Annotated in this window: 14 protein-coding genes and 1 riboswitch; of the genes, 8 read left to right on the top strand and 6 right to left on the bottom strand. The window is 54.3% G+C overall.

The window, feature by feature from the left end; translation table 11 throughout:
• Window positions 1-110: 110 nt before the first annotated feature.
• On the bottom strand, window positions 111-1,274 hold the full coding sequence (locus ACN0XZ_RS16250) for a type III PLP-dependent enzyme (protein WP_417458852.1): 1,164 nt from the start codon (window positions 1,272-1,274) through the stop codon (window positions 111-113).
• Window positions 1,275-1,508: 234 nt separating this feature from the next.
• Here ACN0XZ_RS16250 and ACN0XZ_RS16245 point away from each other — a divergent pair, with 234 nt between their 5' ends.
• The 3 genes from ACN0XZ_RS16245 (at window position 1,509) to ACN0XZ_RS16235 (ending at window position 3,457) form a co-directional block, all read left to right on the top strand.
• Complete coding sequence (locus ACN0XZ_RS16245; protein WP_417458851.1) at window positions 1,509-2,135, top strand: glutathione S-transferase family protein; 627 nt, start codon at window positions 1,509-1,511, stop codon at window positions 2,133-2,135.
• Window positions 2,136-2,230: 95 nt separating this feature from the next.
• Window positions 2,231-2,602 carry a hypothetical protein gene (locus tag ACN0XZ_RS16240; RefSeq protein WP_417458850.1) on the top strand — a complete coding sequence of 124 codons (372 nt, stop codon included), beginning with the start codon at window positions 2,231-2,233 and terminating at the stop codon, window positions 2,600-2,602.
• Window positions 2,603-2,710: 108 nt separating this feature from the next.
• Window positions 2,711-3,457: a substrate-binding periplasmic protein gene (locus ACN0XZ_RS16235; RefSeq protein WP_417458849.1), complete on the top strand. Its 747-nt coding sequence runs from the start codon at window positions 2,711-2,713 to the stop codon at window positions 3,455-3,457.
• 2 nt (window positions 3,458-3,459) lie between these two features.
• On the opposite strand, the gene ribB is transcribed toward ACN0XZ_RS16235, so the two are convergent.
• A complete protein-coding gene (gene ribB, locus ACN0XZ_RS16230) occupies window positions 3,460-4,128 on the bottom strand; it encodes a 3,4-dihydroxy-2-butanone-4-phosphate synthase (RefSeq protein ID WP_417458848.1) in 669 nt (222 codons plus the stop codon).
• Between the two features lie 115 nt (window positions 4,129-4,243).
• Window positions 4,244-4,409: riboswitch (FMN riboswitch) on the bottom strand.
• A 204-nt stretch (window positions 4,410-4,613) separates the two neighbouring features.
• Between ribB and ACN0XZ_RS16225 the strand changes: the two genes are divergently transcribed.
• Window positions 4,614-5,384 (top strand): substrate-binding periplasmic protein, encoded by a 771-nt coding sequence (locus ACN0XZ_RS16225; protein ID WP_417458847.1) that lies wholly within the window; start codon window positions 4,614-4,616, stop codon window positions 5,382-5,384.
• Here ACN0XZ_RS16225 and ACN0XZ_RS16220 read toward each other — a convergent pair.
• Window positions 5,381-6,310, bottom strand: coding sequence for a bifunctional helix-turn-helix transcriptional regulator/GNAT family N-acetyltransferase (locus ACN0XZ_RS16220; protein ID WP_417458846.1), 930 nt, complete (start codon window positions 6,308-6,310; stop codon window positions 5,381-5,383). The genes ACN0XZ_RS16225 and ACN0XZ_RS16220 overlap by 4 nt on opposite strands.
• 127 nt (window positions 6,311-6,437) lie before the next feature.
• Between ACN0XZ_RS16220 and ACN0XZ_RS16215 the strand changes: the two genes are divergently transcribed.
• Window positions 6,438-6,809 carry a hypothetical protein gene (locus ACN0XZ_RS16215; RefSeq protein WP_417458845.1) on the top strand — a complete coding sequence of 124 codons (372 nt, stop codon included), beginning with the start codon at window positions 6,438-6,440 and terminating at the stop codon, window positions 6,807-6,809.
• A gap of 15 nt (window positions 6,810-6,824) precedes the next feature.
• Here the strand turns inward: ACN0XZ_RS16215 and rimO are convergent, their stop codons facing one another.
• A complete protein-coding gene (rimO, locus tag ACN0XZ_RS16210; protein WP_417458844.1) occupies window positions 6,825-8,177 on the bottom strand; it encodes a 30S ribosomal protein S12 methylthiotransferase RimO in 1,353 nt (450 codons plus the stop codon).
• A 128-nt stretch (window positions 8,178-8,305) separates the two neighbouring features.
• Window positions 8,306-9,391: a DUF6607 family protein gene (locus tag ACN0XZ_RS16205; protein WP_417458843.1), complete on the bottom strand. Its 1,086-nt coding sequence runs from the start codon at window positions 9,389-9,391 to the stop codon at window positions 8,306-8,308.
• A gap of 163 nt (window positions 9,392-9,554) precedes the next feature.
• Between ACN0XZ_RS16205 and ACN0XZ_RS16200 the strand changes: the two genes are divergently transcribed.
• The 3 genes from ACN0XZ_RS16200 to creD are packed head-to-tail and all read left to right on the top strand — an operon-like array spanning window position 9,555 to window position 13,636.
• Window positions 9,555-11,633: a TonB-dependent hemoglobin/transferrin/lactoferrin family receptor gene (locus ACN0XZ_RS16200; RefSeq protein ID WP_417458842.1), complete on the top strand. Its 2,079-nt coding sequence runs from the start codon at window positions 9,555-9,557 to the stop codon at window positions 11,631-11,633.
• A gap of 29 nt (window positions 11,634-11,662) precedes the next feature.
• On the top strand, window positions 11,663-12,232 hold the full coding sequence (locus ACN0XZ_RS16195) for a cytochrome b (RefSeq protein WP_417458841.1): 570 nt from the start codon (window positions 11,663-11,665) through the stop codon (window positions 12,230-12,232).
• 54 nt (window positions 12,233-12,286) lie between these two features.
• On the top strand, window positions 12,287-13,636 hold the full coding sequence (gene creD, locus ACN0XZ_RS16190) for a cell envelope integrity protein CreD (RefSeq protein ID WP_417458840.1): 1,350 nt from the start codon (window positions 12,287-12,289) through the stop codon (window positions 13,634-13,636).
• On the opposite strand, the gene ftsY is transcribed toward creD, so the two are convergent.
• Entirely contained in the window at window positions 13,633-14,724 is a 1,092-nt protein-coding gene (ftsY, locus tag ACN0XZ_RS16185; RefSeq protein ID WP_417458839.1) for a signal recognition particle-docking protein FtsY, read from the bottom strand. The genes creD and ftsY overlap by 4 nt on opposite strands.
• Window positions 14,725-14,732: the final 8 nt, after the last annotated feature.

Genomic DNA, 14,732 nt, shown 5'->3' with positions numbered 1-14,732 from the left:
TCTTCAGCCCCCATGCCGATGGCCCAACTGGCCATGCATCCGCTCGTCAGCAAGTATTATTCGCCAACCATGTGACATGGCAAGACATTCCGGAGCTTAAGAAGCGCGCGCTATATATAGTAGCCCTTCAGTGGTGGGAAGCCGTTGAACTCGATAGCGCTATAGCTCGTTGTATAGGCGCCCGTTGAGAACCAGTATAGACGATCACCGATCGCAAGATTGAGCGGCAGCGGCACCTTGGTGTCTTCATACATGATGTCGGCGCTGTCGCAGGTAGGGCCTGCAACGATGGACGCCTCAAGCTCACCGTGTTTTTCGGTGTAGATTGGGTATTTGATCGCTTCATCCATCGTCTCGATAAGGCCGGAGAACTTGCCCACGTCTGTGAAGACCCAGCGGTGCAAGGACATGCGCGCTTTGCGCGAAATCAAGACCACTTCGCTCACCAAAATGCCGGCGTTTGCCACAAGGGATCGCCCCGGCTCAAGGATGATCTCGGGCATGTCATCGCCAAAATCTTCCTTCAGGAAACGAGTAATCTCGCTCGCGTAAGTCTGCAGGTCGTGCGCGCGGGTCACATAGTTGCCGGGGAACCCGCCCCCCATATTGATCATTTTGAGCACGATGCCGTCTTCATCACGCAGGCGCTCGAAAATGTTGCAAACCTTGGCGATTGCAGCGTCCCATGCGCCAATATCCCGCTGTTGGGATCCAACATGGAAGGAAATGCCGTATGGCTCCAGCCCCAGTTCGCGCGCGAGTACCATCAGGTCCATTGCCATATCGTTTTGGCAACCAAATTTGCGTGAGAGTGGCCAGTCTGCAGTATGGGTGCCTTCCGTGAGTACACGCGCATAAACGCGGGAACCCGGTGCGGCCTTCGCGATGTTGCGCAGGTCGTCCTCGGAATCGGTGGCAAAAAGGCGTACGCCGCGCTCATAAAAATATCGGATATCGCGCGATTTCTTGATCGTATTGCCGTAGCTGATGCGGTCTGGTGTCACACCCATTTCCAAGACACGGTCGAGCTCGTAGATAGAGGCAATATCAAAATTCGAACCTTTGTCTTTCAACAGGCCGATGATTTCAGGCGCGGGGTTTGCCTTAACTGCATAAAAAACCCGCGCGATGGGGAATGCGCTGGTTAGTTCGTCATAGGCTGCATCAATGATCTTGGTGTCGACGACAAGAAAGGGTGTTTCTTTATCTTCCGCAAAGGCTTTGATCCGCTCAAATGTGTCTTTGGGGTAGTAGTCTTCAATCTTGATCGTCATCGTTCTAATGGCCCTTATCATATTGCCTTGGCGAGCGACTGGCGAGGATGGCCAGCATACTCTTCGATGCGAAGGAAACTATCACAAGCCGCATGCCGACCCAACGAAATTTCCGATTTTTGACCATTGGTCACAAAGAAGAAAAACACATGGGTTGTTATATGCCTGACAGCTCTATTTATATAATCGTACGCAGCATGCTGAATGCTGGAACCAATGCAGAGGACCCCGCTCATGATTAAAATTCATCACCTGAATCACTCCCGTTCACAGCGTATTCTCTGGTTTCTGGAGGAACTGGGTGTTGAGTATGAAATCATTTTCTATGCGCGGGATAAGGAAACAAGACTAGCGCCGGATGCTCTCAAGGAGGTTCACCCGCTTGGAAAATCTCCCGTGCTTGAGGATGGCGAGGTGAAGATAGCGGAGTCAGGCGCGATCGTGGAGTATCTGGCCCGGACATACGGTGAGGGCAGGTTTGCGCCAGCGATGGGGAATAGCCTCTACAACAAATATATAGAGCTGCTGCATTATGCGGAAGGCTCGGCCATGCTGCCGTTGATGCTCGGGCTTTATGTTGGCCGCTTGGGTGAGGCGGGCGCACCTCTTGGCCCGCGAATCAAAAGCGAAACGGTGAACCATATCGGCTATCTTTCCGGTCTTCTAGGTGAGGGTGAGTTTTTTGTTGGTGACACGCTGACCGGTGCTGACATACAGCTCTCTTTTGTGTTTGAGGCGGCCTCCTTTGGTGGCACGCTCAAACACTTCCCGAACCTTCAGGCTTATCTCGATCGGCTGCAGGCACGTCCGGCTTATAAAAAGGCGATCGAGCGTGGTGGTGAATACCGGCTTGGTGCATAAGTTGCTCGGGCAGGCTACCTGCGGCACTGCGCCTCATGGTGGTAAGGGGCATGGTTCGATACCGTGAAAGCATCAAATGATGCGAAGGAACGGTAATGAACACCTTTTTCATGACAGCTGGAATTACCACACTCGTGATCTGTAGCATCCACTGCTGGTTTGGTGGGCGCTACATCGCGGAGCCGCTTCTGCGGGCACGGGATATTCATGAGGTGCCGAAGTATACCAACTATTATTGTTGGCATCTTGTGACCCTATCCCTGATTGCGATGGCCGCCGCGTTCATATGGGCTGCCCTGTCGCCCGAGGCGATTGAGCTCGCGGTGCTGGCGCTGGCACTTTCTATTACCTATTGCCTTTGGAATTTGGCGCTGATTCTGTGGAAAAAACAGAGTTTTCGCAGCATGCCGCAATGGTCATTGTTTTTTGTAAGTTCGCTTCTTGGAGTGATCGGCTTTTCGGTTTAGCTGTGCGCTGGCCCTTTTGATGTTAAGTGCTCCACGACACTATCGCGGAAACCTGCCAGCTGTGCTAGGCTCGGGCTATATTGAGTTTGCTGGTCCGGGGAGAAGGGTTTGCGGGGGCTATACCAACTTCTGGTCATACTGATGTATGCGTGTTTTGCACAGGGTGCGAAAGCGATAGCGACAGACGTGATTGTCTACACGGAAGAGTTTCCTCCATACAATTTTACCAATAGGGAGGGCGCCGTTGACGGTGTTGCCACGGCGAATGTCCGGCAAATTCTTGACGCAAGCGACATCACCTATGAGATGAAGGTTGTGCCTTGGCCCCGCGCCATCGCGCGGGCGCTGCAGGACGAAAACAGCCTCATATATACCATCGCCCGTACGCCAGAGCGTGAGGAACTGTTTGATTGGTTGGTGCCGATCGGACAATCAGAATTTCATCTCTATGTCCGGGCGGACGACCAGAGGGCGGTGACACGGGAAAGTCTGGCGTCTGGCACCTTTATTGGCGTTTGCCTGACCAAAAGCCTGTCCTGCGAGTATTTGAGGCGGGTTGGTATCCCTGAAGAGAAGATGATAATCGTCCCCAACCATGGGTATCCCTTGCCGCACATGGTGGTGGGTGGACGCGCAGATATCTATATCAATGACAGGTTTTTCAATGCAGCTCACCTTAAAAATGCCGGCCTTGGGCCCGGTGTGGTTAAATCTGTGATGACCATTGAAAGTCGCGGCGGGTTTTATCTGGCGGCAGGCACGCAAGTGCCGGAAGCGTTGCGGGATAAAGTACGCAAGGCATACGCCCGACTCGTGAAAGCCGGGCGATACCAAATGGTGATGCTAGAGGAATAACCTCAGGCAACTTGTGCCTGCATCAGGGCATTGTACCCAAGCAGGTCTTCAATCGTTACAACAGGCATGCCGTGTGCTTCTGCAAAAGCCACAATTTCAGGCAGCCTTGCCATTGTGCCGTCAGGGTTCGTGAGTTCGCACAGCACTGCGGCGGGCGGGTGTCCCGCTTTTGATACAAGATCAATGGAGGCTTCCGTATGCCCTGCACGGGCGGCAATGCCGCCCGGATGAGCACGGAGAGGGAAGACGTGTCCGGGCCGCGCCAAATCTTCGGGCTTGGCGCCTTCCGTAATCGCTGTTCTGATTGTAACCACACGGTCTGCGGCAGACACACCGGTGGTGACACCCTCCTTGGCTTCGATGGAAACGGTAAAGGCCGTTCCCATACCGGAGGTATTGGTTGTGACCATCTGGGGCAGGTCCAGCGCTTTAAGGTGCGTGTCGGTCATGGCAAGGCACACGATGCCAGTGCCTTCGCGGATGAGAATCGCCATCTGAGCTTCGGTGATTGTGCTGGCGGGGAAGATGATGTCACCTTCATTCTCCCGGTTTTCATCATCCATCACAAGGATACCGCCACCCTCGCGAAGTTGTTTGATGGCACGTTCAACACGTTCAGAAGGTGCGCCAAAAATATCCAGGTTTTTGGGGTTGTTGGAAGTCTGATTCACTGTTTGTCTCCGTTATTGAAACAGCAGGAATCAGGGCGTCGATAGAGTACCATGGCAAACAAAGTGCGGCCATGCGTATGAGCAACCCGCCCCAATTCCTTGGGGCTGGTTCGCTGCTTCCACTCTCTCATCCGGACTATACCGTCGGCTCCGGTTTTTCACCGGATCTGCTGACCCCGCCACCATAGTTCGCGGCGGGCGCTCGCGGGCTCTTTCCTTCCATGAAACTCGGGTTGGAAAATACCGCCGGTCGGGAATTTCACCCTGCCCTGAGTACAAGCTCTGTTGTGGTCCTCTCCCATAGAGAACCACCTACCGGATATAGCCTGCTGTGAAATTTTTCAAGCTGCAGTGAGCGCCGGGTTATAGGCTGAACGTATTAACTTTTTTGAAATGCCTCATTTCTGCGCTACCATCGGCTTGGGGCAGATGTTGAACGAACCGGCATATATGCTGGTTCCGTGAGCAAGGGGTACGGCGTGCGCATGAGGTCACGATCCGGTGCAATATGGTTTGTTGGGCTGCTTTTGCTGCTTGGCGTGGTGCCTGCTTCCGCAGAAGATGTGGTTGTGTATACCGAGAATTATCCCCCCTATAATTATCAGGGACCCGGCGGAGAGGTTGAAGGGCTCGCGACAGCGAAGGTACGCCAGATTTTAGATGATGCTGGCCTGAGCTATAGCATCAAGCTGGTCCCCTGGGCGCGGGCGATGCTGTATGGCCAAACCAGAAAGAACGCGCTCATCTACACAATTACCCGGACACCCGACCGTGAAGCACAGTTTGATTGGCTTGCGCCACTTGCGCCATCAAGCTTCTATCTGTTCGTGCGGGCGGATGATCCGCGTAGCGTGTCGCCAGAGACGCTTCTCTCGGGGCAGTTTCAGGCCGCCTGTGTCACGGGTGATCTCACCTGTGATCTTCTGGGTTGGACCGATATTCCCAAAGAAAATATCATGGTTGTTGCCAACAGTCGCACTGAAGACTTCCGCATGGTGATTGCAAACCGCGCCGACATTTATGTGAGCGAACTTGCCGTAAACACGCGGCTTCGGCGAAAAGAAGGGTTTGACCCGGCAATCACAAGGCCCGCGATGCGCATTGAAGGCAAAGCCGGTTTTTATCTCGCGAGTGGCATAGACGCTGATGTAACCATGAGAAACAAGGTCAGGAACACGTACCTCGCGCTTGAGAAAACCGGAAGATACCAGTTGGTTGATACATCTGAAGCGCCGCGCACTCAGGGTGGAAACTAGAAATCAAGCCGCCAGTGCTGTCCTGCCTGAGGTGGGCCGAAGTCCAGATGTATATCTTCCGATACCAGTTCAAACCCGGCTTTCTCATAGATGTGCCGCGCAGTATGCAGGACGGCATTGGTCCATAATTCCACGCGCTTGTAGCCCGCCCGCCGCGCAAAGCCGAGACATTCATCCACCAGCTTTTTGCCAAGCCCCATACCCCGTGCTTTTGGCGTCAGTAGCAGAAGCCTGAGCTTGGCGACCTCGTCTGTGTCTTTCACGAGGAAGATGCTGCCCACATTTTCGCCATTCACTTCCGCGATCCAGCAATGCTCAATCTTTGGATCATAGGTGTTGATGAAGTCCGCTGCGATACGCGCAACCAGGGCTTCGAAGTTTTCGTTGAAATTATACTCAGCGCTGTAGATCTCACCATGGGCCTTGACCACCCAGCCGATATCACCGGGACGGTGGGACCGGATGACAGCGGTTTTTCTCTCCTCATCCTTGTTGCCAAGAACGGCCTCAAGCTTCTGCATGGCTTTTGCGATATCCTGAATGGTGTCTGCATCAAGCGTTTCAAGTCGCGCGGCGATGTCATCGTTTGCCATACGCGCTAACTCGTCTGCGGTTTCCTCTCCCTTGGCTGTCAGGGTTAAAAGCCTGCTACGCCCGTCCGCTTTACTGCGGGCCTTGTCCACCAGCCCTTCATCTTCAAAACGTTTGATGATGCGGCTCAGGTAGCCGGCGTCCAGGCCAAGGTAGGCCGCTATCGCTTTTGCTGTGGTCGCGCCGCGCTGCGCTAGTTCATAAATAACCCGGCATTCCACCAGCGAATAGGTACTCTCCAGCATGCGGCGCTGCAGAAAGCCAAATTGCTTGGTGTAAAATCGGTTGAACCTGCGAATGGCCAGAACGGTGTCTGACGGAACGATGTCATGCATGGGATGCTCCTTTAGATGCTATAATCAAGTTAATAGTTGATTATGTCAAATATATTTCGTGCGACGTTATGGCCCGTCGCGCGCGTGCTGGTTTCAGGTTAGGTTCTGGTGAGAAGGAGCATGGCTGATGAACATCTATTTTCTGCTTGCTGGAAGCTTGGCGCTTGGCACGGTGTTGGTTCACTGTATCCGGGGTGGGCGGCACGTTGTCGCCCCTATGCTTGAAGCGCATGAGTTGAATGACACAGTCAAGACGGTGCTCTTTGGGTGTTGGCACGCCTTCACGCTTCTGTATCTGGCGATTGCTTTGGGCTTTTTCTGGGCTGCATGGCATCCTGGCGCCATAAGCCTCGCATATCAGGGAGCGGGCATTTCTGTTTTGCTTGCAGGGATGAGCATAGTGGTGATCCTGCGTTTCAAACAGCGTTTCATGCGGTTGCCGCACTGGCTGATGTTTTCAGCTGTTGCGGTTGCGGGCATTGCCGGTTTGGCGGAATAGCTGAGGGGCGGAAGTTTACCAATCCCAGTCGTCTTCTTCCTCGTCAGCAACAACATGGCCGTGCAGGTCATAGTCGTCACTCTCGGTGATCAGTGCCATCACCATATCGCCTTCGCTTAGCTCGGTTGCACCCTTGAGGTGAACTTGCCCGTCAATTTCAGGCGCATCTGCATAAGTGCGGCCAACGGCCCCATCTTCAGTGACTTCGTCGATCAGAACGGCCATTTCAAGGCCAACGCGGGCTTTAAGCTTTTCAGCTGAAATCGCCTGTTGTACTTCCATGAAGCGTTCCCAGCGTTCCTGCTTCAGTTCTTCTGGCACGGGGTTTTCAAGGGCGTTGGCTGCAGCCCCTTCAACGGGCTCGTATTTAAAACAACCAACCCGGTCGAGCTTGGCTTCACGCATCCAGTCAAGCAGATACTCAAAGTCCGCGTCGGTTTCGCCGGGGAAACCCACAATGAAGGTAGAGCGCAGCACAATCTCTGGCACGATCGAGCGCCATTTCTCGATACGCTCAAGCACTTTGGCCTCATTCGCGGGGCGGCGCATGGCGCGCAGCACGTTTGGGCTGGCGTGCTGGAACGGGATATCGAGATAAGGCAGTATTTTGCCTTCCGCCATGAGCGGAATCACATCGTCCACATGAGGGTAGGGGTACACATAATGCAGGCGTACCCACGCGTCGAGATTGCCAAGCTCGCGTGCGAGATCGGTCATATGCGCGCGCACCTCGCGGTCTTTCCACATTTCCGTCTGGTGCTTGAGGTCAAGGCCGTAGGCGCTTGTGTCCTGGCTGATCACCAGAAGCTCTTGCGTGCCTGCTTCAACAAGCTTTTCTGCCTCGCGCAGCACGGCGCGGATCGGGCGGCTGACAAGATCACCACGCAGGCTGGGGATGATGCAGAACTTACAGCGGTGGTTACAGCCTTCCGAGATTTTCAGGTAGCCATAATGACGTGGTGTAAGGCGCAGGCCCGCTTCAGGCACCAGGTGCACGTAGGGGTCATGCGGCTGAGGGGCGGCTTTATGCACTTCACCCACAACCTGCTCATATTGGTGCGGGCCGGTTACTGCCAATACCCCCGGCACAACCTCACGCACGGCTCCCTCATCAACGCCCAAACAGCCGGTCACGATAACCTTACCGTTCTCGTTCATGGCTTCCTTGATGGCGCTGAAGCTTTCTTCCTTTGCACTATCAATAAAGCCGCAGGTGTTGACGACCACAACGTCGGCGCCCTGATATTCGGGCGAGATTTCATAACCCTCAGACCGTAGCTTGGTGAGGATGCGTTCACTGTCCACCAGCGCCTTTGGGCAGCCAAGGGAGACAAAACCGACTTTGGATGTGTGTGTGCTCGTGCTCATGGGCGCGGCTTATACAGCCGATTTTGCCAAAACACCAGCGAAACAGAGGGGGAGCTTTAACTGATAGATGCGGCTTTTAAGGAAGGATAGATCGGGGAGCGGGTAACTCCCCGATCTAGCAGGATTTCCTAATGGCTGCTGTAGGCCTCGCCGCCATCAGTTGTTTCACCTTTGAGGCGCTCGGCCACACTTGCAGGTGTGGTGGTAGTATATTCAGCGAGAACCTTGAGGGCTTCTTCAGCGGCAGCGGCAGTCGTGGTTTTGCCGGTTTCAACATCTGTCGCGATGCCAAGGATCTGCATATACATCTCCGCTGGTTCACCTTGAATGGTCAGGCCCACACGGTTGTTGTTCGCAAACAGGGAAGCCCACTCGTCACGAATGGCTTTCCAGAAGCCTTGGGTTTTCTCCCAATATTCTGTGCCCAGTTTCGTTTCGAAATCAGCAAACTGCGTATAGGTGTTGACGCCAATTTCATGCACCAGAACCTGTGGCGCGTCACCCGTTAGGATCAGCTTGGCATTGTCCTGTTCGTGCACCCAGCCGTTTGGTGTGATGGCGTGCCGATTGCTGGCGATAATAGCGTGATAGTCATCGCGTTTGGTGGCGTCACGGCGCGGTAATGGGCGCCAGCTAGGGGGGGAGGTCCAGGACGCGATGCCATTGGTGTGGTCCCACGCGGCAACGGCGGCATATCGTGGTGCGTCATCAACCTGATAAACCACCTGTGACCATTTTCCCGCACGCTCAGCAGCATTCACTTCCCGTTTTTGCCATGTATTGGCACCGATGAAGTCCATCACCTCTGTTGGTTCAAACTGCCAGTCCTGCCGCCAATGCTTGATGGGCATGAAAGGCATTTCCTTACCATCACCCACCACAAGGATGTGCTGGAGGCTGATGAAGCTGCCCGTGTCTTCAATCACCCGTACCATCTCATGGGCGCCGGTCACGTACCGGTCTTTCGGTGAGTACCCGGCAACGAAGGGCACCGTCTCCTGAAAGTCGAAGGTGACTTTATAGTCGCCAGCCATCGCAAGGATTGCCTTACGGTCGGCTTCGAATTTTTCAGCAGTAATCGTTGGCGCCGCCGCTGCCATGGGCGCGACAGATTGGCTTGAGCCTTGGCTCGTGGTGTTGCATGCGGCCAGGAGAAGGCCTGTGGCCAGAGCCGCCGCCATCTTGAGCGGCGCTAGATAGGATGCAGTTGTCATGGTTGTCGGTTCCCGCCTTGAGTGTCGATAAATATAATAATGATTCTCACTTGCATTAGCAATCTGAATCGCATAAAGACGCTAATAATAAAAATGAGAATCATTTGCAACTAATATCAACAAGATGATTTTCACCTCTATGGAACTTCAGGATCAGGAACCCATGACGATGACCCGCGCACAAAACACCGCTCTCTTGCTGGCTGGCCTTTCAATGTTTGCAACCCAACAGGCCGTGGCAGAAATGGCCGCCGACCTCACGGAAATAACCGTGAGCGCAACCAAAAATCCGGTTGAGGCCTTTTCCGTGCCGTCGTCAGTGAGCGTGGTTTCGCGCGACGAGATCGATGATCTGGTGGCGTCCAGCATTTCAGATATTTTTGCATCTGTGCCGGGCCTTGTGTTTGATGGTGGACCGCGCCGCAATGGTCAAACCCCCGCGATCCGCGGCATGGCGGGTGAGGGTGTTGTGGTGCTTTTTGACGGCGTACGTCAAAGTTTCCTCTCGGGCCATGATGGCCGCTTTTTCATTGAGCCGGACCTGTTGAAGTCGGCCGAGGTTGTGCGGGGCGGTGGTTCATCGCTTTACGGCTCGGGCGCCATCGGTGGTGTCATCTCGCTGAACACGGTTGATGCGGCTGACCTGTTGCCCGAGGGCGCGAATGCCGGATACCGATTAAGTGCGGGCTATCAGGGTGTAAACGACGAATGGCTTCGCGGCGCCACACTTTTTGGCCGCAGCAGCGACGGCAAGCTGGATGCGGTCGCGAGCCTAAGCCTGCGCGATTCCGGTGATATCTCGCTTGGCAACAGCACAAGCCTGCAAGCGGATGACAGCATTGCATCCGGCATCGCGAAGGTGAGCTATCAGGTATCGGACGCGCTCAGGCTTTCCGGCAGCTGGCTCGGCTACCGCAATGACGCGGTTGAACCCAATAACGGCCTTGGCAATAACACAGGTGACCTTATGGCGAAGGATATCGTTAGCGATACCTTCCGCGCGGGTCTGGATTTTAACCCGGAAAGCAACCTCATCAACTTTGCGCTTATTGGTTATGTGAATAAAGCCAATGTGAAAGAAAGCGATCTTGATACGGACCGGGTGATCAACCGAGACGTGGAAACCGTTGGCCTGAGTTTCGATAACCGCAGCCAGTTTGACCTCGGTACCGGCTCAAGCTTCACCCTCACCTATGGCGGTGAATATTACCGGGACGAACAAGTGGGCACGGATAATGTGACGACCGACGGCACCCGTGGTGGTGTACCGGATGCCACAGCCAAAACGCTAGGGCTTTTTGTGCAGGGCGAGCTGGTGGCCGACACTGGCATTGGTGAATTTATACTGGTTCCCGGCTTCCGCTATGACAATTTCAAAAACACTGCCGTGGGCGAGAATATTGAGACGTCAGAAGGAAAAATCTCTCCCAAGTTTGCCGCAACATGGCGCCCGGTTGACCAGTTCATGATTTTCGGCAGTTATAATGAAGCCTTCCGCGCACCATCCTATAATGAGATTTTTGCGGACGATCTTCACTTCTCCATCCCGCTTGGGCCAGGGCTTGAAGCGCCTAACTTCTTCATCCCGAATGCGGACCTCGCGCCAGAGCGCTCAAAAACATGGGAGTTTGGTGCCGGGGTTGATTTTGCCGGAATTTTTACGAGCGATGATCGTTTCACGCTCAAGGGTGCATACTTCAAATCCGATGTTACAGACCTCATCGACCTTGAGGTGAATTTCGAGTTCTCACTGCCGTGTTTTGTACCGGGCATGCCCGACACCTGTAATGCGGGCACTAGCCGGAATATCAATACCGGCCGCGCGGAGCTTGAGGGTTTTGAGCTTGAAGGTGTGTATAACAGCGAACGTGTGCGTCTGATTGCATCCTACAGCACGGTCGACGGCAAGGACAAAGATACAGGCGACTATGTGGGCGTACTGGCGCCCAGCAGGCTTTACTTGTCTGGTGAGGTAAAGGTACCTGAAATGAGCGCACGCATTGGTGCTCGTGCTAATGTGGCGGCCAAGTTTGATAAGGTTAATAGCGTGGCAGATGAGCGCCCCGGCTATGAGACGGTTGACCTGTTCCTTGTGTGGCAACCGAAGGAAACACTCAAAGGCTTGCGTATTGATCTCGGGGTCGACAACCTGTTTGATACGGAAGTGCAAACCGTGTTTGCTGGCGTGGTTGACCCCGGCCGCAACATGAAGGCACGCATCAGCTGGACCGGCGCCTTTTAAGGCGTTTGATTGGGAGAGGGAGAGCACCGATGAAAAACACTAGGCACGCTTACGGCTGGCCCGCAAAAACATTGCACTGGGTCTTGGCCATCGCACTCGTGGGGCAATCGGTGCTCGGCCTCGTGTTTGCAGATATGCCGCGCGGTGACGATAAAAACGAACTTATTCGCCTACATATGTCGTTCGGTATGCTGATCCTCGCCTTCATGCTGCTTCGCCTTGCGGTGCGGCTTTCTGGCGATACACCCAAAGTGGTTGAAGGCACACCGCCTGTGATTGCCAAAGCCGCAGCGGCGGCGCATGTCCTGCTCTATGGTTTGATCTTCCTTGTGGTGCTCGCTGGTATGTTCACGCTTTTGACCGTTGGGTGGGATATCACAGTCTTTGGAATGACTATCATCCCAACACCGTTTGCGCGGGATATGGAGCTTCACCATCTGTTTGAGGAAATCCATGTTTACGGCTGGTATGTGCTAGCCACGCTCGTGGGCTTGCATCTGGTTGGGGTGCTTTATCACACCCTTATCCTCAAAGATGGCACCCTCGCCCGCATGGGGCCGAGATTGCCCGACATACCCCAAACACAGCCAAAGTCTTGAAAACGCCATGATTTATCTGTCAAACTTCAGGGAGTTTGGCGGGAGATTATGATCATGAGCGATAACCGGGATAGCCACGGCAACGACACAGGCGGTCGTTTTATGCAGTTCCTGAACGGTTATGGTGTGAAATCCGTTCTAATCGGTTTCATGTTGCTGATCATGCTTATACCGCTTTCGATGATCGGCAGTCTTGTAAATGAACGCGCTGGACGAGCCCATGAAGCTCAACTGAAAATTGGTGAGGTATGGGGTCATGAACAGACCGTTGGTGGCCCCGTTCTTGTTGTGCCCTATGAAACGGTGGAGAAAATTCGCAACACCGGCGAGCTTGTCACCCTGAAACGCCAATTGGTTCTATTGCCCGGGAAGCTTATCACCGAAGGTACAGTGGATGTAGAAAGCCGCAACCTTGGTCTCTATAGCAGCAACGTTTATACGGCAACGCTGAAAATGGTGGCGAATTTTACCGTTCCTGAAGACTTTCAGGGCATTGAAAAATCAGCGCTTGATTGGGGCAGTGCGGTTGTCGGCCTCTATCTCAGTGACCTGCAAGGCCTGCAGGGCGACATTGTGATGACCGTGAATGGTAACGCAACAGCCATTGAGCCGGCAACCGGGCTTGAACACAGCCAAAGCGGTGTGCATGCGCCTGCCTTGGGTGTGAGCACAGGCGCAACTTTCGCCGTGGAAGCCGGGTTTTCCATTCGCGGTATGGAGGCGCTCAACATTTGGCCCGCTGGCACCACGAGCGATATTGAGCTTTCGTCCGCTTGGCCGTCTCCGGGGTTTCATGGTAGATTTTCTCCAATCGACCGCACCGTCTCGGCTGAAGGGTTTGCAGCAAGGTGGCAAACACTCCGGCTCGCGCAAGGTATTGGGCCAATCCTCGCGGGCAACGCACCGCTTCCGGTCTCCAATGCTGTTTCGGTAAACTTTCTTGACCCTGTGAATACCTACAGTCTCACGGAGCGCAGCGTAAAATATGGTTCGCTTTTTGTGCTGCTGACGTTTGCAGTGATTTATCTGTTTGAAGTTGTCTCGGGCCGCAAGGTGCATCCCGTGCAGTATATACTTATCGGCCTTGCGCTCAGCCTGTTTTTCATGGGCCTTTTGTCGCTGGCGGAACATATGGCCTTCACCGCTGCTTATGTGGTCTCATCGCTCCTAATCGTTGGGCTTGTGACCACCTATGCTTATTCAGTGACCAAATCAGGCGGCTGGACAGGCGGCATCTGCCTCACACAAACAGCGCTGCTGGGTTTTCTATATGGTGTGCTGAATATGGAAGATTTTGCGCTTCTGGCTGGCACCACGCTGATGTTCGTGGCGCTTGCCGCAGCCATGTACCTCACGCGTAACGTAGACTGGTACAAAAACAGCTCGCCAGGTGATAAGGCCTAGTCCTCAATCCCCACCAGCGCGCGGGCGAACTCGCGCGCGTCGAAAGGCTGAAGGTCTTCGATGGCTTCCCCAACGCCGATGGCATGCACGGGCAGGCCAAATTTTTCAGCACAGGCCACCAGCACACCGCCGCGGGCGGAGCCGTCCAGCTTGGTCATCACAATACCGGAGATGTTGGCAAGTTTCTGGAACACTTCCACCTGATGCACAGCGTTTTGCCCTGTGGTGGCATCGAGCACGATCACCGTATCATGCGGTGCGCCTTCAATCTTCTTCCCGATGACGCGAACAACCTTGGCAAGCTCTGCCATCAGCTCGTCCCGGTTTTGCAGGCGGCCAGCGGTATCGATCAACAGCACATCCGTGCCCTCCCGCGTTGCTCGCTCAACGGCTTCAAACGCGAGAGCAGCGGCGTCTGCGCCAATTTCCTTGGTTACAACGGGCACACCGTTCCGTTCGCCCCACACCTGAAGCTGCTCCACGGCGGCCGCGCGGAACGTATCACCGGCTGCGAGCATGACGGATTTGCCGTCTTCCCTGAATTTTTTGGCGAGCTTGCCGATTGTGGTGGTTTTACCGGCACCGTTCACGCCTGCCATCAAGATGATATGGGGTTTGTTGGCTTTGTTGATGATGAGAGGCTTGGCAACAGGTTTGAGGATTTTCTCGACCTCATCAGCCAGAACCTGCTTCACTTCTTCGCCAGAGATTTCCTTGTCATACCGTCCTTTGGCAAGCGCCTGCGTAAGCTTGGACGCGACAGAAACACCGAGGTCAGATGTGATCAGAAGGTCTTCAAGTTCCTCAAGCGTATCGTCATCCAGCTTCGCTTTGGTGAAGATATCACTGATACCGCCAGAGATCGCGCTCGTGGATTTTCTCAGGCCCGCCTTAAGGCGCTGGAACCAGCTTTTCTTCTCAGACGGGGCAGATGTTGGCTCAGGGATTGGCTGGATGGTGTCACTTGCCAGTTCAACTGGCTCAGGCTCGTGTTGTTCAACAGCGAGTGTTTCAACTGTCGGGGTCTCCGCAGCCTCTTCTTTCTTGCCGCGCAACCGTTGAAACCAGCCTTTTTTCTCGTCTGCCATAAAAAATC

It is taken from the genome of Kordiimonas sp. (assembly GCF_048264555.1).
In the GTDB taxonomy this organism is placed as follows: domain Bacteria; phylum Pseudomonadota; class Alphaproteobacteria; order Sphingomonadales; family Kordiimonadaceae; genus Kordiimonas.
The sequence above is the reverse complement of the archived record's forward strand: the minus strand, read 5'-3'. Positions and strand labels throughout refer to the sequence as shown.